This window comes from Rhodococcus sp. P4_F3_2 (assembly GCF_056401335.1).
Window position 1 is genome coordinate 266,963 of record NZ_JBFUJN010000005.1, and the last position, 23,193, is coordinate 290,155.

Consider the following 23,193-nt stretch of genomic DNA (forward strand, 5'->3'; position numbering starts at 1 on the left):
ACCGTGGCGTTGAACAACGGCGCTTTGATCGCCGATCGTTACCGATTGATCCGTCTCATCGCCACCGGTGGGATGGGTCAGGTGTGGGAAGCCACCGACTCCCGGCTCAACCGTCGCGTCGCCGTCAAGGTACTCAAGTCCGAGTTCTCTTCCGATCCGGAGTTCTTGGAGCGCTTCCGCTTCGAGGCCCGCACCACCGCGCAGCTCAACCATCCCGGTATCGCCGGAATCTACGACTACGGCGAGACCCGTGACAGCTCGGGTGATTCCACGGCGTACCTGGTGATGGAACTCGTCAACGGTGAACCGCTCAACGCCGTCCTGGCACGCGTCGGCCGCCTGGCGGTTCCGCATGCCCTCGACATGCTCGAGCAGACCGGCCGCGCCCTGCAGGTCGCACACGACGCCGGTGTCGTGCACCGCGACGTGAAGCCGGGCAATATCCTCATCACGCCTACTGGCCAGGTGAAGATCACGGACTTCGGCATCGCCAAGGCCGTCGAGAACTCTCCTGTCACGCGCACGGGAATGGTGATGGGCACCGCCCAGTACATCGCGCCCGAGCAGGCCCTCGGTCAGGACGCGACCGCGGCGAGCGACGTGTACTCGCTGGGAATCGTCGGATACGAAGCACTTTCGGGTCGACGCCCGTTCACCGGTGACGGCGCGCTGACCGTCGCGATGAAGCACGTGCAGGAAACCCCGGCGCCGATGCCGGCCGACCTGCCGCCGAACATCCGCGAGCTCATCGACATCACGTTGACCAAGGATCCGGCCGGCCGCTACGCCAGTGGCGGCGAGTTCGCCGACGCCGTTGCAGCCGTTCGGGCAGGAAGGCGTCCACCGCCGCCCGGTCTGCTCGCCACCGGTGCCGCGAGCGCGTTGCCGGCAACGGGTGCCACGCAGGTCATGCCGCCGACGTACGCGGGCCCGGTGACGGGCGCAGCTGCAACGGACGACGCGGCAGCCGGCGGAATGACCAGTGGGCAGAAGGCCGTGGCATGGGCCGGCGGCGGATTGATCTTGTTGGCGTTGATCATCGGCGGAGTCTGGATCGCAACCGACGGTCCGAGCGACCCGACGCCGCCCGTCGTCACGTCCACGACGTTGCCGACCACCACGACGACCAAGCCCACCACCACGACGACTCGGCCGACAACGACGACCACCGAGCCGACAACAACGACGACTCGGCCGACGACAACCACGACCGAGCCGACAACCACCACGACAACGCCGACCACGACCACAACAACTCCGACGACCACAACCACCACCACGACGACAACGACGACCACAACGACCACTGRGCCGTTGGCGGATCCCGGAGACGCTGAAGAACCGCTAGGACAAGACCAATGACGACACCCCGCAATCTCTCCTCCCGCTACGAGCTGGGTGAGATTCTCGGCTTCGGCGGAATGTCCGAGGTTCACCTGGCGCGCGACCTTCGACTCAGCCGCGACGTCGCGATCAAGGTGCTGCGTGCAGACCTCGCGCGCGATCCCACGTTCTACTTGCGGTTCCGTCGTGAGGCGCAGAACGCTGCTGCGCTGAACCATCCGGCGATCGTGGCCGTCTACGACACCGGTGAAGCCGAGACCGACGCCGGGCCGCTGCCGTACATCGTCATGGAGTACGTCGACGGCGACACGTTGCGTGACATCGTGCGCAGCACCGGGCCGATGGCTCCGCGCAAGGCGATGGAAGTGATCGCGGACGTCTGTGCCGCTTTGGACTTCAGCCACCGCAACGGCATCGTGCACCGCGACGTCAAGCCCGCCAACATCATGATCAACCGTGCCGGCGCCGTGAAGGTGATGGACTTCGGTATCGCGCGTGCCATTTCCGACGCGTCGAGCCCGATGACGCAGACGGCCGCCGTGATCGGCACCGCTCAGTACCTTTCGCCGGAGCAGGCGCGAGGTGAGCAGGTGGACGCACGTTCGGACGTCTACTCACTCGGTTGCGTGCTGTTCGAGATTCTGACGGGCGAGCCGCCCTTCAAGGGTGATTCACCGGTCGCCGTGGCGTACCAGCATGTTCGTGAGGATCCGCAGACGCCGTCGGAGATCAATCCCGACATTCCGCGCGAGCTGGATTCGATCATTCTCAAGGCGATGAGCAAGAACCCGGCCAACCGCTACCAGAGCGCCGGCGACATGCGCAGCGACTTGGTACGCGTTCTGGGCGGTCAGCGTCCGAGTGCTCCGATGGTGATGAACGACGAGGATCGCACCACCATCCTCGGCGCCGTCGGCTCCGACACCGGGAACTACCGCACTGCTCCCGATCCGGTCGAGCCGGTTCCTGCGAGGACAACTCGCGCCGCCGAGCCGCCCGCCAAGAAGAAGGGCGGACGCTACGCCCTGATGGGCATCGCGGCACTTCTGGTGATCGGTCTGGTGACGTTCTTCCTGATCCGGGTGAACTCGCCGAAGGTCGAGATGGTGACCGTTCCGGGTGACCTGACCAACCAGCCCGCCGACGTCGCCGAGGCGACGCTGACCAACGCCGGATTCCAGGTGGAGCGTCAGCAGAAGACGGACAAGGTGATCGCTGCCGGAAACGTCATCACGACGCGTCCGGTTGCCGGGGTGCGCATCGAGAAGGGCAGCACCGTCACCATCGACGTGTCCACCGGCCCCGAGCAGGTCGCGATCCCGCGCCTGACCGGCCTGAGCCAGGACGACGCCGAGAAGAAGCTCAACTCCGTCGGACTCCGACTTGATCCGACCATCGGCAAGGCCGCGTCGACCATTGCCGAGGTCGACAAGATCGTCAATCAGGACCCGGCCGTCGGAGTGTCGGTTGTTCTCGATTCTGCGGTCTCGATCACCGTCGGCACCGGTCCGGAGCAGGTTCGTGTCCCCGATGTGACCGGTCAGCGTGAAGAGGTGGCGAGGCCCAACATCGAAGGTGCCGGGTTCGTCGTCCAGATCACGGAGATCGATTCGGGACTGCCGAAGGGACAGGTCGTTTCGACCGACCCGACCGGCGGCACGTCGGCCACCAAGGGTTCGACCGTGACGCTGCGAGTGTCCAACGGCAACCAGGTCGCGATGCCTGATCTGACCAACAAGACGGTGTCCGAGGCGTTGACCACGCTTCGCGCAGCCGGCTGGGCGGGAACTGCATCGCAGCTGGTGCAGAACCAGAGCACGACGCTCACCCCGGAGATGGTGGGCAAGATCGTCTCGCAGACGCAGCCTCCGGGCTCGGAGATCTCCAAGGACGCGGTCATCACCGTCAGCGTCGGAGCGCTCGGAATCCCCGGCCGCTAGCAGAGTGAAAAAGTGCCTCCCGGAGATTTCCGGGAGGCACTTTTTTGTGGACAGGTGTCAGAGAATTGCGGGCAATGCGCCACCGAGCGCCGACGCGACCTCGGCCTCGAGGGCTGCGACGAGCCCTTCCGGGGGCGCCTCACCGCAGACTGCGAGCCAGTTCGCGAGCATCCGGTGCCCACCCTGAGTGAGTACGGACTCGGGGTGGAACTGGACGCCGTGAATCGGCAGTTCGCGGTGACGCATCGCCATCACGACGCCGCTCTCGGTGTGTGCGGTCACCTCGAGTTCCTCGGGAATGGTGTCCTCGAGAACCGTCAGCGAGTGGTAGCGGGTAGCGGTGAACGGATCGGGCAGCCCGGCCAGGACGCCGACGTCCTTGTGGTGAACCAGACTCGTCTTGCCGTGAAGCAGTTCGGGTGCGCGGTCGACGGTTCCGCCGAAAGCCGCACCGATCGCCTGGTGTCCGAGGCAGACGCCGAGCAGCGGGGTCTTGGTGTCGGCGCAGACCTTCACCAGATCCATCGTCGCTCCCGCGCGCTGCGGAGTTCCGGGGCCCGGACTCAGGAGAATGCCGTCGAACTGCGCTACTGCACCCTCGAGGTCTGCCGTCAGTTGTGGATCGTCGTTGCGCCAGACCACGGCTTCGGTTCCGAGCTGGCCGAGGTACTGCACCAGGTTGAACACAAAGCTGTCGTAGTTGTCGACGACGAGAATCCTCATGAGAGCAGGGTAAACGCCCGTGCTATCCGCCGGTATAGGCGGGGACCGTGATCTGCGACGGCGTCGCCTGCGTGTACCCGAGGCCGAAGCGGGTCGCGTACTGCTTGTAGATCCGAATGCCCGGTTCGGCAGCGAGTGCCGCCTCGAGGCGCGCAACATCGCCGATCGCGCTCATCACGTACGGCGGGCTGTAGGTACGGCCGTGAAGAAGGAGGGTGTTTCCGATGCACCGCGGCGCCGACGTACTGATGATCCGTTGGTCCTGCATGCCCACCGCTTCGGCCCCGCCAGCCCACAGTGCGTTCAGCACGCTCTGGACGTCCTGCTGATGCACGACGAGGTCGTCCGGGGTGGCGTCGACCGGATACTTGCCTTCGGCGTTGCGCGGGGCGTCCGTCATGGTGACCACGACGCCGGGGCCGGTCATCTCCGTCAGTCCCGCGTCGGCGGAGATGTTCTTGATGTCACCGAGAGCGGCGGCCACGCCGGCGTCGGACCGAGCGGCGTCTTCCTGCAGCGAATCGAGCTGAGCGGCAAGTTCGTCCCGGTCGGCCGAAACTTTTTCGGCGTTGGCCTGTGCACTGCGGACCAGATCGGAGAGCCTGGTGCTTTCGGTGACCTGAAGCTGATTTTCCTCGGCGGATCTCTGCGCCGTAGCGACCATCAGACCGGCTACCAGGCAGACGGCAAGTACACCGATGTGCCAGACAGTTCGTGAAGATTCACCCGAAGACACGTGGCTCCTCCCGGATTGTGCAGGTCGGCCGGTGACCAACTGGACACAGCTACGTTAGCGTGTAGGTAACACATGCAGGTCACACCGTAGAGCGAGGACGCCATGCCCAAGTCGAAGGTCCGTAAGAAGAACGACTACACAGTCAACCCAGCAAACCGCACTCCGGTGAAGGTGAAGATGGGTCCGTCGAGCACGTTGTACGTCTCCGTGATGCTCGGATTCATGCTTCTCGGCCTGGCGTGGTTGATTGTGTACTACTTGGCCGCGGATTCGATCACGTGGATGAACGACTTGGGAAACTATAACTTCCTCGTCGGCTTCGGTTTCATGGTTGTGGGCCTTGTGATGACAATGAGATGGCGCTGACCAGCGATTATCTGATTCGGCTCGGATCGTGACCGTCTCTCAATTACATGGGTGTCATTCATCCCCATTGTGGATAACTCCTGTGGACAACCTAGGAAGTTATCCACATGCTCGAGGATGAATTTCATCCACAGCCTCGTGACAACGCCACCGAGGTCGTCTCGTGGGCCACTCCGATGGGTGTTGTCTACGCGATGTTCGGCGGCGGAATTGCCCTCGCGATCGCCTCGATAATCGCGCCCACGGAGCCTGCCGGACGCTTCCTGCTCGCCTTCGCGGTGATCGGGCTGTTCGTGATGGGCGGCCTCGCCCTGCGTCAGCGCCCCCGCCTGGCGGTGATCGACAACGCAGGAACCAAGTCGATCGCGGTGCAGCGATTGCGCGCCCGCCACACGTTCACCCGCGAACAGATCGACCGCGTGCGTCTCGTCCGCTACCCGCGTCTGGGTCGACGCGTGCCGATGCTCGAGATCGACATCGTCGACCGGCCCACCGACACGGAGAAGCTGTTGATCTTCGGACGCTGGGATCTCGGTACGACGCCGGAGGACGTCCTGGACGTGCTTACCGTCCACGGTTTGGTGCCGCCCGAGAAGTAAGCGCGGGTTACATGGCCAGTGCCGCGAGGTCCGGCTGCACGATGTCGAGTGCCTGCTGCGGCACCGCGACGGCGTCGCTCGACCATCCCCAGATCGAGTACAGCTCACGGCCGGGGTCGGTGTACCCGTCGCGGCCGTGAAGCACCCGGTAGTTGTCGATGCAGATCATCTCGCCGGCTTCGGCACGGAACATCGGCCCGCTGTCTCGCACGTGAATCACGGCCTCACTCCACTGCTTCACCAGCGGCCACTGCGCTTCTTCCGATTCGCCGGCGATCGGCGCGAGGTACGGGTGGTACCGAACCTGGTTGCGTCCGCTCGGCACCGTCCGGGCGATCGGCGCAAATGTGTTCTGCGGGAAGTTCGGTTCCGAATGGTCGATGTCTGTGCTCCAACAGAATTCGGCCAGCTCCGTTGTTGCGGGATCGAAGGCGAGCAATCGCGTCAGTTTGACCGCGTCGATGAGAAACGAGTCGCCGCCACTCGGGTACGCCGGGCGCTTGCACCACAGAAACAGGTAATCGGGAGCGTAATCGCCGAAAGCAAAACCATCGTTGTGGGCGGTCATCCGCTCGCCGGAGATACCGAACGAGCGCTTGCGGCCGCGTTCGTCCACCGGTTGCGTGTCGACGACAGCGGCTTCGGCATCCTGACTTCTGGCGCTCGCCTCGAACTGGCGGCCGACGCGAATGCACTTCTCACCGAGCAACTTCGACGCGAAAGCAATGGCACCTTCCTCGGTGTGCAGCCCACCGAAGACCGCGGCGCCGTCCAGCGCGATTGCCGCCCGGACGGCCTCGACCGTGTCCACGCGCCGCGGAACAACACTTGCCAGCGTCAAATCGGAAGAGAACATTCATCACTCCATACGTCGAGTTCGCCAAACGGTTCAACTCGAGCGTAGGAACTCGTCATTTCGACGGCGTAACTCCGGAAACCGATTCGGTTACGGAGCCAGCCTTTCAAATCACCTTGCCCGGGTTCATGATTCCGTGAGGGTCGAGTGCGCCCTTGATTGCATGATGCATCGCGACGACGGCCGGTGACAGTTCCTGTGCCAGGCCACCCATCTTCAGTAGGCCGACGCCGTGTTCACCGGTGACGGTTCCGCCCAACTCGAGGGCATTGTCGATGATCTCGGCAAAAGCCGCCTGAGCACGCCTCCGCGCCGCTTCGTCGTCGTGTGGCGTGATCAGCAGCGGATGCAGGTTGCCGTCACCCGCGTGCGCGATGTTCGCGATGTGAGTGTCGTGCCGGGCCGAGATGGCCTCGATCCGTGCCAGCATCTCCGGGACCGCTGCCTTGGGGACGCAGATGTCCTCGGTGAGCACCGGGCCGAGCCGCTCGAGGGCGGGGTATGCCAGACGCCGGGCGGAGAACAGAGCGTCAGCCTCCTCCTGGTCGGTGGATCTGGCGCTCCAGGTTGCCCCGGAACGGTTGAAACAGGCCAACATTCGCTCGGCTTCGGCGTCGCCGATCTCACCCGGTGTGTCGATGCGGCCGAGCAGAACCACCTCGGCGTCGGCCGAGAGGCCCATGTTCTTCCAGGCGTCGACGGCAAGCAGGCACTGTCGATCGATCAGCTCGAGGGCCGACGGCGTGAGCCCGTCTGCCGCGACGGCTTCGACTGCCTTGCCCGCAGCAACGATGGAGTCGAAGTATCCGACGATGGTGCGCTCGGGATCGCGCTGAGGACGTAGCTTGACGGTTACCTCGGTGATCACCCCGAGAGTGCCTTCGGAGCCGACCATGAGCGCGGAGAGATCAAACCCAGCCACTCCCTTGGCAGTTCGACGCCCGAGCCGAACCAGCTCACCGGTTCCGGTAACCACCTGCATGCCCAGCACGTAGTCCTTGGTGACGCCGTACTTGACGCAACACAGGCCCCCGGCATTGGTCGCGACGTTGCCGCCGATCGTCGACCAGGGTGCGCTCGCCGGATCGGGCGGATACCAGAGGCCGTGCTCGGCGCACGCGTCGCGGAGGTGATCGTTGACTACCCCGGGTTCGACCACGGCCAAACGCTCGAGGGTGTTGATCTCCTTGATCGCGTTCATCGCGTCGAAGGCGATCACGACGCCGCCGGCGACTGCGTTGGCTCCACCCGACAGACCGGTGCCTGCGCCGCGCGTGACGACGGGCGCACCGTGGGCGATGCACGCCTGCACAACTGTCTGTACCTGCTCGGCTGTGCGCGGACGGACCACGGCGACGGGCATCTCGTAGGGAGCCCACTCGGCGTCGTCGTGGATGTAGCTCGCCATGATGTCGGGGTCGGTGATCAGTCGATCCGCATCGATCTGCGAGCCGAGCGCCTCGAGGAGTGTCATGCCTCCACGATAGTGACGGCGGCTACACCACCCCATGTAGATTTACTCCGAGAAACCGGAAACCGTATGGACATTCTCTCCATACTCATCGTTGGCCTGACAAGTTGGCCTGACAAGGGAGTGCGGATGCACGAGAACTGGCTACAGCTTCTCCTGGCCGAGGCATCTACCGAGGAACTGATCGAACACCGCGATCAGTTGGCCGCCGGGTCAGGCCCCGAGGCCGCTGCGGAAATCGAGCGAGAAGCCCGATCGGCGCTTCAACTGCGTAGTCTCCTGGCTCAGCGCCGACAACGTGCCACCGAGCTGGGCGCACTCAACGACATCGCGTCGCTGCTGACCACGATGCACGATCATCACGCCCTTCTGCAGGAGATCGTAGATCAGGCCAAACGGCTACTCGGGGTAGACCTTTCGTACCTTGCACTGATCCACGACGACATCTTGATCATCGAAGTCACGAGCGGGGCGTACACCTCGCAACTGCTCGGCCTGACGGTTCCGTTCCGTGAAGGCCTCATCGGTCGCGTGGTCGAGAACTCCTCTCCTGCTTGGTCTCCCGACTACCGCAACGATCCCTCGTTTGCACATATCGGACCCGCCGACGACGCAGCGCGAGCCGAGAACATGCGCGGCCTGTTGGCCGTGCCGCTGACATTGAACGGCAAGATCCTGGGTGCCCTGTGCGCGTGCAAGCGTCAGGAGCGTCGATTCGGCAACGAGGAAGTTGCGTTGCTGTCCGCCCTCGCAGCTCATGCCTCGGTAGCCATCGAGAATGCCCGCTCTCTCGAACGCTATCGCGCGACGGTTGCAGAAGTGAATGCAGCGAACACCGAACTTGCCGAGCGCACAGCACTTCTCGAACAGACCCTGACCTGGGACCGATCGCTCACACAAGTTGTCCTGCGCGGCGGCGGTGTTCGCGAACTCGTGGAAGAAACCTCCGCGTCGACGGGTTCACCGGTGTTCTTCGTGACCGGAACGTCGGAGATCCCACCGGGACTGCAACGGGTGAGCGAGAGCGTGAATCGGGTCTTCGACATCTTTGCCGCTGACCGACGCGAGCAGGAGGTGACGCTGATCGTCGGTGAGCAGTTCCTGTTCGCCACCGAAGTACGCAGTGCCGGTGACCAACTCGGAGTCCTGTTCCTGCTCTCGCGCCAGGAACCCACCGCCGCCATGAGATTGGCACTCGAAAGGTCAGCCCCGGCCATTGCGCTTGCGCTGGTGGGCGAACGGGCGGCCAGGGAAGCTACCCGTCGGGCACGCGATGCATTTCTGGTCGATCTGATCACCAGGCCTGCGCCGACGCCGGCCGAAGTCACCGGTCAGTTCCGCCTGGCTGGACTAAACCCCGACCGCTCGTACACCGTCGTGGTGGCCCGCCCGGCCGACGCCGTAGACCGTACACGTCGCAGTATCGAGGAAATTGCATTTCCCTCGGGAACTGTTGTTGCCGAGCATGGTTCACGGGTCATCGCTTTGATTCCGGGAATGTCACCGTCAGAAGTTGCGGCGGCGTGGGTGCAGCCGGCGGAGAACCCGACAGTGGGAATCGCCGATCCCGCGGTGGGAGCGGAAGGTCTGGCGCGAGCCTATGTCGAGGCACAGCACACCGTCGACGTCCTCGAGACGCTCGGGCGGGCTTCCCACGTGGAACCGGCAAGTTCCCTCGGCATTTACCGAATTCTCCTCAGCCGCACCGGACGCGAAGAACTCGAATCGCTGACGCAGCGGTCCCTCGGTCCTCTCCTCGATGAGGAGCAACGACGCGGCGTTCCACTTCTGGACACCCTCGCGTCGTACCTGTCGCACAATTGCAAACATTCTGCGACCGCCACCGCGCTCGCGATTCACGCCAACACTCTGTACCAACGCCTCGAATCGATCGACCGATTGATCGGTACGCAGTGGCGTCAGCCGGACCAGGCGCTCGATCTTGCGCTCCTGATCCGGCTGCGTGCCAGTGCGGGGAAACTCGGTCAGATCTGAGCGGGCTTGCTCGATCGCTTGGCCAGTGCCACCACAAGAATTGCGGCACAGAGCATCACGGCGCCTACCACCCACAGGCCTGCCTTGGCATTTCCGGTCACATCGGTGAGCCAGCCGGTGATGTACGGAGCACCGAAGCCCGACGCATTGCCGATCGAGTTGATCATGGCGATACCCGCGGCCGCGCTGGCACCCGTCAGGAACGTGGTGGGCAGGTACCAGAAGACGGGGAGCGCACAGAGGACACCGACAGCGGTGAGCGAGACCGCGACCATGACGGTGAACGGCGAATCCAGGTACAGCGCAATCGGAATGGATACCGCACCCAGGAGCGTCGGGGCAGCAACGTGCCACATTCGTTCACCGGTCTTGTCGGAATGGCGGCTCCACAGCACCATCGCGACAGCGCCGATCGCGTAGGGGACGGCCACGATCAGGCCTGTCTCGACGAGCGAGAAATCGGTGTTGAACGTCTGCTTGAATCCTGCGACGATGCTGGGCAGGAAGAAGCTCAAAGCGTAAAGGCCGTACGTGATTCCGAAGTAGACCAGACCGAAACCGATGACGCGGGGATCGCGCAGGGTCTTGCCGGCGGACTGGTGACCGGCGTCGCCGAGTTCTTTCTCCTCGTCGGCCATCGACTTCATCAGCCAGGTGCGCTCCTCGAGGGTCAACCACTTCGCGTCGGCGGGACGGTCGGTGAGGTAGAACCAGACGACAAACGCCAAGATCACGGCGGGCAGACCCTCGATCAGGTACATCACGCGCCATCCGGCCAACCCGAACAAGCCGTCGCCGTACTGGATGATGGCAGCCGAGAGCGGGGCACCGAGCGCCGACGAGAGCGGAAGCGTCAGCAGGAACAAGCCCATCAGGCGTACGCGGTACTTCTTCGGGAACCAGAAGGTCAGGTAGAGAAGAACTCCGGGGAAGAAGCCGGCTTCGGCGATTCCCAGCAGAATGCGGAGGAAATAGAGGCTGCCCACGTTGGGCACGAATGCCAGCGCAGCGGCGAGGATGCCCCAGGTGAGCATGATGCGCGCGATCCACAGTCGGGCGCCGAAGCGGTGCAGGGCCAGGTTGCTCGGCACCTCGAACAGCAGATAGCCGACGAAGAAGAGTCCGGAGGCGAGGCCGAACATGGTCTCGGTCATCCCGAGGTCGGCGCTCATGGTGAGCTTCGCGAAGGCGATGTTCGTACGATCCAGATAGTTCACGAAATAGAGCAGGATCAGGAAGGGAATCAGCCGGCGCGCTACCTTCTTCACCACGCGAGATTCGATCTCGCTCGGCGCAACCCCACCGTCAGTGGTGGTGCTATCGGTGGAGGTCATGGCAGGGGTACTCCTCGAAAAAGGTCAGCGGTGCTATCTACGAAGTGACTCAAGCCACAGTAGAAGCACCACCGAGCCCAACCTATGTGGACAATCTCTACAGAAGCCGTCCCTGCATGTGCATTTACTCCCAACGATCCGGCGAATGACCCGCAGCAGCCTGACGAACGTCCCTGAACAGTCGAAGGCGACAAACCCGCCTGAGCTGGGGGTTTAGCGCTACGAGCACCGAGTCACTGGCTAGTGTTATCGGCGAAACAGCCAGAGCAAGTGCGGATGCACCGCGTGACTTGAAGGACAGAACATGACGAAGATGGTTCGGACCACGATGACCCGCCGGTCCTCCACCGCAGTCGCTGCCACCATCGCGGCGGTCGCACTATTCGCCTCCGCCTGCGGCAGCGACTCCGACAAGACCGACTCCGACAAGAGCGCTGCCGGCGCCTCGTCCGCTACATCCTCGGCCACCGTCGGCGGGAAGACGCTCGACGCCAAATTCGAGACGAAGTGCGCAAAGGACGGCGGCACGACAGTTATGACACTGCTCGACGCGGAAAATGCCACCTACGGCATGTTGACGGTCTCAGCCATCATCGATGAATCCGGCACGGTTCAGACTGCTGGAATCGCCGGAAGCGAGGGTGGATCGAACGGTCTGCCGTACACCGCCGGATTCGCGCCGGGTCTGCCTGGCGGATCTGCCAGTGCCAAGCAGGACGGCAATACCTTCGTGGTGACGGGCGAGGGAATCGGCGCCCGGGACAAGGGCAACCCGACGGCGACGTCGAGCTTCGAGATCACGTTCGCCTGCGAGTCCATCATCGGCGGCTGATCCATAGAACGGCTGGGCCCTAGGATTCTTGCTAGCTGATTCCCAGCTGTTCGCGCAGTTGGACGACGCGGAGCACGATGACTCCCAACGTCACCACAGTGACGGCACCAAAAGCGATCCAGCCGATCCGCACTGCTTTCACGCGGTTCTCACCGGCGCCCAACCATTGTGGGGCGTACAGGAAGGCAGCGGCCGTTGCGGCACCTGCCACCAGACCTCCCGCGTGACCCCAGAACGAGATCCCGGGCAGCGAAATGCTGATGATCACATTGATCGCGATCACCGAGATGATCGGGACCGGGCTTCGACGCAAACGCAGTAGAAGGACGGCCTGTGCGCCCATGATGCCGAAGATTGCACCCGACGCTCCAGCGGTCCAGGACAGGGCCGTGAGCGAGGAGAACACCGGCTGGAACGCCATCACCGAGGCGGAACCGCCGAGGAGCGAAACCAGGTAGATGCCGACGTACCGGGAGCGGCCCATCACGATTTCGGTGTCGCGCCCCAGGATGTAGAGGGCGTACATGTTGACCGCGAGGTGCAAGATGCCGAAGTGCAAGAACCCGGAGCCGATGAGCCGGAACCAGTCACCGCTGGCGACCAGACCCGGATTGAGTGCCCAGTTCGCGAAGTTCGACGAGCCGACCTGATTGTTCATGATGCTTCGCGACTGCGCGAAGGTGGCGAGGAACGCCAGGACGTTGAGCCCCATCAAGGTGTACGTCACGACCGGGACCGCACGGGCGGGGCTCACGGTGTTTCCGGCGACGCCCCGAACGGGGCGGACATCGCGTTGGCCGGCAGCTACACAGTCAACACATTGGTATCCCACCGCCGCCTCGCGGAGGCAGTCCGGGCACGCCGGACGTCCACAACGATTACAGGAAAGTGCGGTAGGTCGATCTGGATGGCGGACGCACCGCGGTTGGGGCGGGATGCCCTCACTCGCACCGCCGCCCCAACCGGGGTTCGTCATCTGCTTGTTTTACCTGTTCAGGAGATGGTGATGCTGTTGATCACGACGGGCTCGACCGGACGATCGCCACGATCGACGGCGGTGGAGGAGATAGCGTCGACAACCTTCTTGGAATCGTCGTCGAGAACCTCACCGAAGATGGTGTGGCGACGGTTCAGGTGCGGCGTCGGGCCGGTGGTGATGAAGAACTGCGAGCCGTTGGTTCCCGGGCCTGCGTTGGCCATGGCCAGCAGGTAGGAGCGGTCGAACTGCAGTTCCGGGTGGAACTCGTCACCGAACTTGTAGCCCGGGCCGCCGGTGCCGGTTCCGGTGGGGTCGCCACCCTGGATCATGAAGCCGTCGATGACGCGGTGGAAGATGGCACCGTCGTAGAACGGGCCGGTCTTGGTGCCGGCGGCGTTTGCGGTGGTGTACTCCTTCGAGCCGTCGGCGAGGCCGACGAAGTTCTCGACGGTCTTCGGCGCATGGTTGCCGAACAGAGCGATCTTGATGTCGCCGCGGTTCGTGTGCAGCGTTGCGGTTGCGGTCTGATGAGTTGAAGTCACACCACCATCGTGCCATTGCCGGCGTTCTCGCGGATGCCGCCCCGTAAAACTCTCCCTGTCCCCGCCTCACTGTTATGGCACAGTGAAGTCATGACACGAGTGACCGAGTCCCTCAGCACGCAGTTGCCCGACACCTTCGATCACGCGCGCGCCCGCGTCGAGGACACCTTCGACGAGACTGCCGCCTACCTCGAAGAGACAGCGGCTCGTATCAAGGAGTCCGAGGCAGCCGACAACGCTCGCCGCATCGCCGCGGTGGTCGCCACATCGGTCGCTCGCGGCGCCGGGCAGGTCGGGTTGTTCCTGGGTCGTCAGGGCAAAGTCCTCGCCAAGAAGGGCGTAGAGCGCGCAAAGGCTATCCCCACGAAGTCCGCGGAACGCACCGAGAAGCCTCGCGGCCGCAAGCGCGTCGCCGTGTTCGTCATCGCCGGTGTCGCGGTGATCGGTGGCGCGGTGTTCTTCAAGAGCCGCCGACGCGAGCATCCGCCGGTCGCTTCCGCACCCCCTCGGCTCGAAGAGAACTCGACCGAGAAGACCGCTTAGTCGACACACGAAAAGCCCCGGAACAGATTGTGTTCCGGGGCTTTTCGATGTTCACGTTCAGCAGTTGGACGGTGCCGGGACGTTGTTGAAGCGATCGATCATGTACCCGACGGATTCGGGTGTACCCACCAGGTACGGCGTCGCATGATTGATTGCCATGCCCGGAATGATCGGGGGCAGTTCGTTGACGGAGAACTGCACCGTCGCGCCCTTGCCGCACCAGTCACGGGCCAGTTGCTGTCCCTGGCCGAACGGAACGATGTCATCGGAGCGGCCATGCTGAATGAGTACGGGCGACTCCGGCGTCAGCTTGCCGATCTTCTGCTCGTCGAGGATCGCCTGCGCCATGGGTAGACGCGCAAGAACTGCGGAGAGTGATTCACCGGAATTGGTGAAGCTCGACGACTGCTGGAAGCCGAACTGCAATCCACTTTCGGCGACGCACTGGTTCTTGGTGGCGGCCAACATCTGTCGGCCGCGATCGTTGATCTCGGCGTCGAGCAGCGGCTGAACCTCGGGGTACTGCGCAAGGATCCCGTTGAGCGCGTAGCCGATCACTCCGGTGAGGAACGTGCCGTCGACCTGCTGCAGCGTCGCCGCTAGATCGGCGGGCGGTGCACCTGCGTACGTGCCCTTGAGATCAAGCTCGGGAGCATACGACGGCTTCAATTCCGTTGCGGCAGCGGCAGCTCCACCACCTTGCGAGTAACCCCACAGTCCGACGGGGCCGTCGGCGGGAATGCCCGTGTTCGGGAGCTGCTGAGCGGCACGCACCGAGTCCAGAACCGCGTGCGCTTCGGCTTCGCGGTTGACGTAGGTGTGATCGCCAGGAGTTCCGAGGCCCTCGTAATCGGTGACTACGACGGCGATGCCGTTGAGCAGCAACGTGTTCACCCAGATGGACTCGTAGCCGACCATGACGTCCGTCGGGAACTGGTACTCGATACCGGTGTTGAACAGTTTGGACGGAGCGCATTGATCGCCCTGCCCATGCGTTCCTACCGCTGCGGCAACCAGTGGACGCGCCCCCTGCCCGGTCCACGGGTTCGACGGTTCGAGGTAGGTCCCCGTCACGGCAACGGGAGCACCCTTGGCGTCCTCGCTTCGGTACATGATCTTGGTGGCGGTTGCCGGCCACGCACCGTTCGATCCGGGCACGCTCAGCAGCAGTGGTGACGGCTCACTCTTGATGAGATCTCCGTTGGCACCTGCCGGAAGCTCCGACGGCGGCGTGTAGAAATCCGCCGGGTCCGCCATTGCGGCAGGGGCCGTCACAGCACCCATGACCAGTGCCGCGACGGAAACCCCGGCCGCCCACCATGCTCTGCTCTTCACGTTTCGATCTCCCCACGCTCGCCTGCGCTGTGGCTTGGCACACAGCGAACGCAGAGTAACACATACCTCACGTAACACTTTTTCGTGAGGTTTTCGCCTTAACAGGCTGACTTACAACCGTTTACGACTACTTCGTGGGCTCCAGATTGGAGGTCAGCAGCGAACGAAGCTTGTCGGTATCAGCCGAGGTCCAGGCCTCGGGGTGCAGGATCTTGGCCCACATGTCCGCTGCATCCTCGCCGTAATTGTGACCGTGCCCGGACGGGACGTCAGCCGAGAAGACCATGTCGAGGGTTACCTGCCAGAAGGTCACGAGAGGTACCCACGTCATTCCCGGATCCACGTCGCGACCCAGCGGTTCCTTGAGCCAATCCGGCTTGTTGAGCAGCAGGTCGAAGGACCACCATGTGATCGGGTCGCTGGCGTGCTGCCAGTACACGATGCGATCGTCGTCCCAGTCGGACTTCAGCTCCAGATCTTCCGGATCGCCGGCAAACCGAATTGCCTGGCCACCATCGATCACCGGCAGGATCTCCGGTGAGCCCGAGTCGCGGCTGTCCGTGATTTCCTGCCACTGAGCAGTGAAGTTGGGGGTTCCGACCCACAGCGCGCCGTCGACGCGCGTCATCATGTCCTGAGCGCCGGCAAATGCGGCCTGGCCACCGTAGGAGCCGAGGCTCTCACCGAAGACAACCAGCTCGGGCCGCGTCTCCACGGGCAGGTCGATCCACTTGGCGTACACCGCGTTGAACAGTGCGCGACCGGCAATCATCGGCGTCTCACGGTCGGCGATGAAGGCCAACGGACTCGGAAGGAACGAGTACTGCATCGACGCGATCGCCGTGTCCCCGCCCTCGACGTACTCGAACGCCGACGCGACGTCCTCGTTCACCCAACCGCGGCCGGTGGTCGTGACAACTGCGAGGGTTCCGCGGTCGAATCCGCCGGTGCGCTCCAACTCGTCGACGACCCGCTGTGCGACACCGTTGATCGAGTCCGAGGATTCACGTCCCGCGTACACCCGGATCGGTTGCTTCGCTTCACGTCCGGTCAACGCGGTGATCTCGGCCGCGGTGGGACCGCTGCCCATGAAGGTGCGCCCCTCCTGGCCGAGCGAATCCCAGGCTTCGGCGGACATCGGCGAACCACTGCGCTCAGCGATCAAGGGTTGTTCGATGCCGTCCGGTGTTTCGTGATCCGCACCGGAGAAACTCCAGTTCGCGAAGGCAATCAACCCGTTGTACAGCGCACCGTTCACAATGAAGATGCCGAGGGCGAAGATGACGATCAAGCTGCCGACCTTCGCCGCTTCGAGGGGAACGAACCGAAGTGCGACGGCGGTGAGCTTGTTGGTGGTGAAACGAAGACCACGGCCTGCCTCGAGCAGGACGAACCAGATTCCGAGCGAAATCAGCAAGACCAGAAGGTAATTCGCCTGGTTGGTGCGTGGAGCTTCCACCAGATCGCGAACGATCTGCTGCCACCACGAACCGAGGACCAAGAACGTCGGAACCAGAATGACGGCCGCGACCAACAGGATTCGCCAGCCGATCTTCTTGGTGCGATCCGACCACTGCGGTTCGACGCCGCACTTGCGGATCATCCAGGCAACCGTCACGCCGACGCCGTATCCCATCGCGAGCGAGATGCCCGTCGCAACGCCCTGCAAGTACCACGCGCGCGGCAACAGGGAAGGACTCATCGACCAGGTGAAGAAGACCAGAGCAAAGGCAAGCCCGACCGGGTGCAGCGTCTTGCAGTAGAGGCGCAGCCGTTCCCACACACGTTTCATGCCGGAATCGTATGCGCCCCGTGCCCGAATCAGGTCACGAAGCGCACACGCGTCCAGTCTGTTTACGGGGCGAAGCGCAAAATCGCGGCAACTGCGCCGCCGCCCGGAATGTCCTCGGCGCGAACAGCGAGGACCCGAGCACCCGTCAGGAGCGCACGACGAGCGATCTCGTCGACGACCCCGTATGTACTTCCGTTGGTCGACTCACCGGTCGTGAGAGCGCCCGTCTGGGGATCGAGGCTTCCGGGTACAACGGAATCGATGTCGATGAAAACGGTGTCGACCTGTCCGTACGTCGCGGCCGTTGCCACGTCGGCGACGTCGGTTTGAGTGCGTCCCTGTTCGGTGCGCACATTGAAGGTGTCCCGCACCGCCGCCAACTGCTCGGCGTGGAAATCGTCGAGCGCCGGACGCGAACCGTCCGCCACTTCCTGCGTCGACAAGGCTTCCGGATTTCCCTCGACGGTTTTGTCGACCAGGTGGCGGTACGAATTCACGGAGCGATACACCGACGCGATGGGTTCCGCAGCGGCCAGGATCAAGGGGACGTCGCGGCCGGCGAGGACACCACGGACCTCGTGATCGACTGCGCGGGCGTACTGATTGACGCGCAACTTTCGGCTGTCCGAACCCGAGAGCCGACCGGCTTCAGTTCGGCTGTTGATCGAGGACTTACCCGCGTGATCGGCAGCGTTCTTCGGCATTCCCTGAACACGAACCTCGTCGGCCGGTTGATCGGCGGCGATCTCGATCAATCGCACCGAACCTTCGGCGAGAGCGAGAACAAACGCCGTCTGGGGGAAGGTCACCGAACGGAGCAGTGGCTTGAGATGAAACCGATCGCTGACCGTTTCGAGCGCCTGCAGACGGTTGGGCAGGCGGAAGGTCACCAGACGCTCCGGCGTCGCGTACGTGACCAATGAGCGCGACTGGAAGCGCCAGAAATCGTCGTCGTCGTCGAGCTCTGCGTATTCGGCCTCGAACAGCTTGCGCTCGGCCGGATCCTCCACCGATGCGAGTGCCGAGCGGACCTGGTCCTTGAAGGCGATGCGCGCTTTGTCATGATCCTGCGGCGCATCTTCAGTCGGAGTCACGATGGTGATGCAGGTGGGCCCTTCCACCTCCGCGAGTGCGGCAATTTCACCGTGGCTGGGAATGTCGTTGTGAAGCACTACGAACCTCCTGAAATTGGGTTCTCCTCACGCTACGCCCGGCTGGTCATGACCACTAGACTTTCCGGAGAATTCGGGACGAACGGTCCATAGTGGGCGCTGTTCTGGCCACCCCACTCCGAGCGAACGGCATGTTCATCGCCTTCAGTGCGCCGAAAGTGCCGTTCGCTCAAAAGGGGGAGGGCCACGAGTCGGGCACCGGCCAGCCGGACATCCGCACATCGGCATACAAAAACACCCTCCCGGATCCCGGGAGGGTGTTTTCTTACTGTGGAGCCTAGGAGATTCGAACTCCTGACATCTGCCTTGCAAAGGCAGCGCTCTACCAACTGAGCTAAGGCCCCGTTCGGTTTTCTGACCGGAGTCAGAGTACCTAGGTTCTATCCTGTTTCCAAATCGTGCCAAACCTTGTCTCCGCGCTGACTTTTGATCAGCTTGGTGACCCCGAGAGCTACCAGAATTCCGGCCCCGACAAGCAGGAAAACCTTCATTCCAGCAACCCTTCTTCGGCACATGGGAGTGGGCCTAGGAGGACTTGAACCTCCGACCTCTTCATTATCAGTAAAGCGCTCTAACCACCTGAGCTATAGGCCCCTGAACCGATTCCAAAGATTACCCCACCGGGCCGCTGACACCAAAACGGGCCCGGCGGAGCAATGTTTTCGCAGGTCAGTCGCGGTCGGCGAGAGTTACCTCGACGCCACCAACCAGGTCGCTGCAGAGGTTGTAGATGAACGATCCGATCGTGACGAGTGCCGTGAAAAGCACCATGTTCGCGATACCGATCAGCGCGGCGTAGCCGAACACCTGGCCGGCCGTCACCAGACCGTCGGAGCCGCCGTCGGCAACGATGTCGGTGAACGCGTTGTTCAGGCGATCCCAGACGCCCATGCCGTCGAGAACGACGTAGAGCAGTCCGACGGCCACCATCCACACGAAGAACAGCGACACCGAGATCACGGACGTGATCTTGAGCGTGGACCACGGGTCGATACGACGGATCTGGACCGTTGCGCGCAGTGGCGCACCGTCCACGACCGAAGCCGATACGGCGTGAGTTTTCTCACCCTTCACCGCAGCAGGCAACGGATGCTTGGCCTCGGAGAGGTCAGGCATGTCCTTCGGCAGATCCTTGCGATCGATGTGCCGAGTCGGTCCGTCGATCGCGGCGGCTTTTGCTTTCGGATTAGCGACGGTGGGATTGGCGACCGTGGCATTTGCAGCCTTGGGATTTGCGCCCGAGGGTGCAACAGCCTTGGCTGCCGCTGCGCCGGCGACGCCACCGGTAGCTGCCGTTCCTGTCACGACAGGACGCGCCGACGGGTTGCCGGCAGGACGACCTGTCTGTGCACCGGCAGCGGGGCGACCCGCCTGTGGCTGTCCCTTCGGCGCACCACCCTGCGCTGGGTTTTTGGCCGGACCACCCTGTGCCGGACCACCCTGTGCCGGGCCTGCCGCTGCAGGACGCTGCGGACCCGCAGGCGGCTTACCCCCAGCAGGAGCTGCCGGTCGACCTGCAGGAGCACCAGCGCCGGCCGCGCGCGTGATGTTGGTCTGCGGCTGACTTTGCGGAGCCTGATTCTGCGGTGGCTGAGCCTTCGACGCCGGATTCTGAGCAGCGGGGTTCTGAGCTGGCTGACCCTGAGGCTGGCCTGACGGCTGGGGTCCCCGCTGCCACGGCGGTGCCTGGCTGCCGCGAGCCTGATTGGCGACCGGTTGCGGCGGAGCCTGACCATCACCCTTCGCCGGGGTTACCGGCGCAGCCGGAGCCACAGAAGGAGCGGAAGGAGCCTGACCCTTGGCCGCACCCGCGGTGTCGGGAGCCGCAGCCGCCGGTTTCTGGGCCGAATCCGACGGGCCGCGAGACGGCTCCGGTGCCTTGGGCGCCGGAGCTGCCTCGGAAGCTTTGGGTCCGCCGTCCGCTGGAGCTGCAGGTTTCGAGGTCTGCGGCCCCGCCGGAGCAGTTGCCTGCTCCGGCTTCGGTGGCGTCGAACCTGAAGTGCTTTCACTCTTCTGGTCACTGCCCGGCTGGTTGGGAGTGCTCACTAGGACTCCTTAGCTCCATCGGCATTGTCTGCGTTGTCGGTGGTCTCTGCAGCGAGCTCTTCGGGCTCGTCGGCGTTGCGCGCAATCGCGAGCAATGTGTCGCCTTCGCCGAGGTTCATCAGACGCACGCCCTTGGTCTGGCGTCCCGCCTTACGAACCTGCTTGGCAGCCGTCCTGATGACGCCGCCGCCCGAGGTGATCGCGTACAGCTCGTCGTCGTCGTCGACGATGAGCGCACCGACCAGAGTGCCACGTTTCTTGTCGTACTGAATCGTGAGCACGCCCTTGCCGCCGCGACCCTGCACCGGGTAATCCTCCATGCCGGTTCGCTTGGAGTATCCGCCCGAGGTGGCGACCAGGAGGAACGTTCCTTCACGAACGACGTTGAGCGAGAGCAGCTCGTCGTCACCGTTGAAACGCATGCCCTGGACACCGGAAGTGGCGCGGCCCATCGGACGCAGTGCCTCGTCGGTGGCCGAGAAGCGGATCGACTGGCCCTGTGCCGAGACAAGGAGCAGGTCGTCGTCGGCGGAGCAGAGAACAGCGCCGACCAGTTCGTCTTCACCGCGCAGGTTGATGGCGACGATGCCACCGCTGCGGTTGGAGTCGAAGTCGGTGAGCTTGGACTTCTTGACCAGACCGTTGCGTGTGGCGAGCACCAGGTATGGCGCGTCTTCGTACGTCTTGATCTGGATGACGGACTGGATGCGCTCGTCCGGCTGGAAGGCCAGGAGGTTGGCAACGTGCTGACCGCGAGCGGTACGGCTCGCCTCGGGCAGCTCGTAAGCCTTCGCGCGGTAGACGCGGCCCTTCGTGGTGAAGAACAGCAGCCAGTCGTGCGTCGAGGTGACGAAGAAGTGCGAGACGATGTCGTCCTGCTTGAGGCCGGCACCCTGAACACCCTTGCCGCCGCGCTTCTGCGATCGGTAGAGATCAGTCTTGGTGCGCTTGGCGTAACCGGTCTCGGTGATCGTGACGACGACGTCTTCACGGGCGATCAGATCCTCGTCGTTGACGTCTCCGTCGGCGGCGATGATGCGGGTACGACGGTCGTCGCCGTACTTGTCGACGATTTCCTTGAGCTCGTCACGAACGATCGCGCGCTGACGCTCCGGGCGAGCCAGAATGTCTTCGAGGTCCGCGATTTCGAGTTCGATCTCGGCCAACTCGTCGACGATCTTCTGACGCTCGAGGGCGGCCAGACGACGCAGCTGCATGCCGAGGATGGCGTCGGCCTGGATCTCGTCGACGTCGAGGAGTTCCATCAATCCGGCGCGAGCGATGTCGACGGTCTGCGACGCACGGATCAAGGCGATGACCTCGTCCAGAGCGTCGAGGGCCTTGACCAGACCGCGCAGGATGTGGGCGCGCTCCTGTGCCTTGCGAAGCAGGTACCTGGTACGACGAACGATGACCTCGAGCTGATGCGTCGTGTACAGACGGATCATCTGGTCGAGGCGCAGCGTGCGCGGCACTCCGTCGACGATGGAGAGCATGTTGCAGCCGAAGCTGGTCTGCAGCTGGGTGTGCTTGTAGAGGTTGTTCAGCACGACCTTGGCAACGGCGTCACGCTTGACGGTGACGACGATGCGCATGCCGACGCGGTCCGAGGACTCGTCGTGGATGTCGGAGATGCCACCGATCTTCGCGTCACGAACCTGCTCCGCGATGGAGGTGATCAGGTTGTCCGGGTTGACCTGGTAGGGCAGCTCGGTGATGACGATCGTGGTGCGGCCCTTGGCATCTTCCTCGATCTCGACGACGCCGCGCATACGGACGGAGCCACGGCCGGTGGTGTAGGCATCCTGGATGCCCTGTCCACCGACGATGAGCCCGTGCGTCGGGAAGTCGGGTCCCTTGATGCGCTCCATGACGGCCGCGAGGGTGGCTTCCTCGTCCGCCTCGAAGTTCTCGAGCGCCCAGTAGATGGCCTCGGCAACTTCACGCAGGTTGTGCGGCGGAATGTTGGTGGCCATACCGACGGCGATGCCGTTGGAACCGTTGATCAGAAGGTTCGGGATACGGCTGGGCAGAACCGTCGGTTCCTGCGTCTTACCGTCGTAGTTCGGGGTGAAATCGACTGTCTCGTGGTCGATTTCGCGCAGCATTTCCATCGCGAGCGGCGTGAGCCTGCACTCGGTGTAACGCATGGCGGCTGCGCCGTCGTTGCCGCGGGATCCGAAGTTTCCCTGACCGTCGACGAGCGGGTAACGCAGTGACCACGGCTGGGCCATACGGACCAACGTGTCGTAGATCGAGGAGTCGCCGTGGGGGTGGTAGTTACCCATGGTCTCGGCGACCGGACGGGCAGACTTCACGTATCCGCGGTCTGGGCGATATCCGTTGTCGTACATCGCGTAGAGCACGCGGCGGTGCACCGGCTTGAGTCCGTCGCGGACATCCGGCAGAGCGCGACCGACGATGACGCTCATGGCGTAGTCGATGTAGCTGTTCTGCATTTCCTGCTGGATGTCGACCGGTTCGATCCGGTCGTGTTGCGGACCGTCCGGTGGCAACGTGGTGTCGGTCATGAGCTCACTTTCTTAAAAGAGGGGGCAAGCCCCTGTGCGCGGAAAAGGAGTCCGGGG

Annotated in this window: 19 protein-coding genes and 2 tRNA genes; 7 read left to right on the top strand and 14 right to left on the bottom strand. The window is 63.6% G+C overall.

Going from position 1 to position 23,193, the window contains the following annotated elements; translation table 11 throughout:
* Positions 1-3: 3 nt before the first annotated feature.
* Positions 4-1,362 carry a protein kinase domain-containing protein gene (locus AC1DWA_RS07580; protein ID WP_477916556.1) on the top strand — a complete coding sequence of 453 codons (1,359 nt, stop codon included), beginning with the start codon at positions 4-6 and terminating at the stop codon, positions 1,360-1,362.
* A complete protein-coding gene (pknB, locus tag AC1DWA_RS07585; RefSeq protein WP_347872427.1) occupies positions 1,359-3,284 on the top strand; it encodes a Stk1 family PASTA domain-containing Ser/Thr kinase in 1,926 nt (641 codons plus the stop codon). Before AC1DWA_RS07580 ends, pknB begins: the two co-directional genes overlap by 4 nt.
* A 57-nt stretch (positions 3,285-3,341) precedes the next feature.
* On the opposite strand, the gene AC1DWA_RS07590 is transcribed toward pknB, so the two are convergent.
* A complete protein-coding gene (locus AC1DWA_RS07590) occupies positions 3,342-4,007 on the bottom strand; it encodes an aminodeoxychorismate/anthranilate synthase component II (RefSeq protein ID WP_003942537.1) in 666 nt (221 codons plus the stop codon).
* A 22-nt stretch (positions 4,008-4,029) separates the two neighbouring features.
* Positions 4,030-4,743 carry a DUF881 domain-containing protein gene (locus AC1DWA_RS07595; RefSeq protein ID WP_020905624.1) on the bottom strand — a complete coding sequence of 238 codons (714 nt, stop codon included), beginning with the start codon at positions 4,741-4,743 and terminating at the stop codon, positions 4,030-4,032.
* Between the two features lie 102 nt (positions 4,744-4,845).
* Here AC1DWA_RS07595 and crgA point away from each other — a divergent pair, with 102 nt between their 5' ends.
* Entirely contained in the window at positions 4,846-5,109 is a 264-nt protein-coding gene (crgA, locus tag AC1DWA_RS07600) for a cell division protein CrgA (protein WP_019746229.1), read from the top strand.
* Positions 5,110-5,216: 107 nt separating this feature from the next.
* Positions 5,217-5,708 carry a PH domain-containing protein gene (locus tag AC1DWA_RS07605; RefSeq protein WP_133728225.1) on the top strand — a complete coding sequence of 164 codons (492 nt, stop codon included), beginning with the start codon at positions 5,217-5,219 and terminating at the stop codon, positions 5,706-5,708.
* 7 nt (positions 5,709-5,715) lie between these two features.
* Here the strand turns inward: AC1DWA_RS07605 and AC1DWA_RS07610 are convergent, their stop codons facing one another.
* Positions 5,716-6,564: a TauD/TfdA family dioxygenase gene (locus AC1DWA_RS07610; protein WP_477846519.1), complete on the bottom strand. Its 849-nt coding sequence runs from the start codon at positions 6,562-6,564 to the stop codon at positions 5,716-5,718.
* A gap of 106 nt (positions 6,565-6,670) precedes the next feature.
* The gene (locus AC1DWA_RS07615; RefSeq protein WP_024487653.1) at positions 6,671-8,038 is read right to left on the bottom strand and encodes an FAD-binding oxidoreductase; all 1,368 of its coding nucleotides are present in this window, start codon (positions 8,036-8,038) and stop codon (positions 6,671-6,673) included.
* Between the two features lie 126 nt (positions 8,039-8,164).
* Here AC1DWA_RS07615 and AC1DWA_RS07620 point away from each other — a divergent pair, with 126 nt between their 5' ends.
* Positions 8,165-10,030, top strand: coding sequence for a helix-turn-helix domain-containing protein (locus tag AC1DWA_RS07620; RefSeq protein WP_141488044.1), 1,866 nt, complete (start codon positions 8,165-8,167; stop codon positions 10,028-10,030).
* Here the strand turns inward: AC1DWA_RS07620 and AC1DWA_RS07625 are convergent.
* Positions 10,021-11,364, bottom strand: coding sequence for an MFS transporter (locus AC1DWA_RS07625; protein ID WP_477846520.1), 1,344 nt, complete (start codon positions 11,362-11,364; stop codon positions 10,021-10,023). The genes AC1DWA_RS07620 and AC1DWA_RS07625 overlap by 10 nt on opposite strands.
* Positions 11,365-11,668: 304 nt before the next feature.
* On the opposite strand from AC1DWA_RS07625, the gene AC1DWA_RS07630 reads away from it, so the two are divergent.
* Entirely contained in the window at positions 11,669-12,196 is a 528-nt protein-coding gene (locus tag AC1DWA_RS07630) for a lipoprotein LpqH (RefSeq protein WP_041814393.1), read from the top strand.
* Between the two features lie 31 nt (positions 12,197-12,227).
* On the opposite strand, the gene AC1DWA_RS07635 is transcribed toward AC1DWA_RS07630, so the two are convergent.
* Both AC1DWA_RS07635 and AC1DWA_RS07640 read right to left on the bottom strand, forming a co-directional pair.
* Positions 12,228-13,172 carry a rhomboid family intramembrane serine protease gene (locus AC1DWA_RS07635; RefSeq protein ID WP_477846521.1) on the bottom strand — a complete coding sequence of 315 codons (945 nt, stop codon included), beginning with the start codon at positions 13,170-13,172 and terminating at the stop codon, positions 12,228-12,230.
* 17 nt (positions 13,173-13,189) lie between these two features.
* Entirely contained in the window at positions 13,190-13,717 is a 528-nt protein-coding gene (locus tag AC1DWA_RS07640; protein WP_007729190.1) for a peptidylprolyl isomerase, read from the bottom strand.
* Positions 13,718-13,807: 90 nt separating this feature from the next.
* Between AC1DWA_RS07640 and AC1DWA_RS07645 the strand changes: the two genes are divergently transcribed.
* Positions 13,808-14,260 (top strand): hypothetical protein, encoded by a 453-nt coding sequence (locus tag AC1DWA_RS07645; protein ID WP_241841061.1) that lies wholly within the window; start codon positions 13,808-13,810, stop codon positions 14,258-14,260.
* A 57-nt stretch (positions 14,261-14,317) separates the two neighbouring features.
* On the opposite strand, the gene AC1DWA_RS07650 is transcribed toward AC1DWA_RS07645, so the two are convergent.
* The 7 genes from AC1DWA_RS07650 to gyrA form a co-directional block, all read right to left on the bottom strand.
* Entirely contained in the window at positions 14,318-15,595 is a 1,278-nt protein-coding gene (locus AC1DWA_RS07650) for a lipase family protein (protein WP_019746220.1), read from the bottom strand.
* A 127-nt stretch (positions 15,596-15,722) separates the two neighbouring features.
* Positions 15,723-17,387, bottom strand: a complete 1,665-nt coding sequence (locus tag AC1DWA_RS07655) for an alpha/beta hydrolase (RefSeq protein WP_477846522.1) — start codon at positions 17,385-17,387, stop codon at positions 15,723-15,725.
* A gap of 62 nt (positions 17,388-17,449) precedes the next feature.
* A complete protein-coding gene (locus AC1DWA_RS07660) occupies positions 17,450-18,559 on the bottom strand; it encodes a baeRF11 domain-containing protein (RefSeq protein WP_003942559.1) in 1,110 nt (369 codons plus the stop codon).
* Between the two features lie 271 nt (positions 18,560-18,830).
* Positions 18,831-18,903 (bottom strand) — tRNA-Ala (locus AC1DWA_RS07665).
* A gap of 176 nt (positions 18,904-19,079) precedes the next feature.
* Positions 19,080-19,153: transfer RNA gene (locus tag AC1DWA_RS07670), tRNA-Ile, on the bottom strand.
* Positions 19,154-19,228: 75 nt separating this feature from the next.
* Positions 19,229-20,605 (bottom strand): DUF3566 domain-containing protein, encoded by a 1,377-nt coding sequence (locus AC1DWA_RS07675; protein ID WP_477846523.1) that lies wholly within the window; start codon positions 20,603-20,605, stop codon positions 19,229-19,231.
* Complete coding sequence (gene gyrA, locus AC1DWA_RS07680; RefSeq protein WP_019746215.1) at positions 20,605-23,136, bottom strand: DNA gyrase subunit A; 2,532 nt, start codon at positions 23,134-23,136, stop codon at positions 20,605-20,607. The genes AC1DWA_RS07675 and gyrA overlap by 1 nt, the downstream gene beginning before the upstream one ends.
* Positions 23,137-23,193 lie beyond the last annotated feature (57 nt).

Excerpts from the sequence above, each read along its gene's own strand:
- pknB (WP_347872427.1), top strand. The coding sequence starts at position 1,359 with ATGACGACACCCCGCAATCTCTCCTCCCGCTACGAGCTGGGTGAGATT.
- AC1DWA_RS07590 (WP_003942537.1), bottom strand. The coding sequence starts at position 4,007 with ATGAGGATTCTCGTCGTCGACAACTACGACAGCTTTGTGTTCAACCTG.
- crgA (WP_019746229.1), top strand. The coding sequence starts at position 4,846 with ATGCCCAAGTCGAAGGTCCGTAAGAAGAACGACTACACAGTCAACCCA.
- AC1DWA_RS07605 (WP_133728225.1), top strand. The coding sequence starts at position 5,217 with ATGCTCGAGGATGAATTTCATCCACAGCCTCGTGACAACGCCACCGAG.
- AC1DWA_RS07610 (WP_477846519.1), bottom strand. The coding sequence starts at position 6,564 with ATGTTCTCTTCCGATTTGACGCTGGCAAGTGTTGTTCCGCGGCGCGTG.
- AC1DWA_RS07615 (WP_024487653.1), bottom strand. The coding sequence starts at position 8,038 with ATGACACTCCTCGAGGCGCTCGGCTCGCAGATCGATGCGGATCGACTG.
- AC1DWA_RS07620 (WP_141488044.1), top strand. The coding sequence starts at position 8,165 with ATGCACGAGAACTGGCTACAGCTTCTCCTGGCCGAGGCATCTACCGAG.
- AC1DWA_RS07625 (WP_477846520.1), bottom strand. The coding sequence starts at position 11,364 with ATGACCTCCACCGATAGCACCACCACTGACGGTGGGGTTGCGCCGAGC.
- AC1DWA_RS07630 (WP_041814393.1), top strand. The coding sequence starts at position 11,669 with ATGACGAAGATGGTTCGGACCACGATGACCCGCCGGTCCTCCACCGCA.
- AC1DWA_RS07635 (WP_477846521.1), bottom strand. The coding sequence starts at position 13,172 with ATGACGAACCCCGGTTGGGGCGGCGGTGCGAGTGAGGGCATCCCGCCC.
- AC1DWA_RS07645 (WP_241841061.1), top strand. The coding sequence starts at position 13,808 with ATGACACGAGTGACCGAGTCCCTCAGCACGCAGTTGCCCGACACCTTC.
- AC1DWA_RS07655 (WP_477846522.1), bottom strand. The coding sequence starts at position 17,387 with ATGAAACGTGTGTGGGAACGGCTGCGCCTCTACTGCAAGACGCTGCAC.
- gyrA (WP_019746215.1), bottom strand. The coding sequence starts at position 23,136 with ATGACCGACACCACGTTGCCACCGGACGGTCCGCAACACGACCGGATC.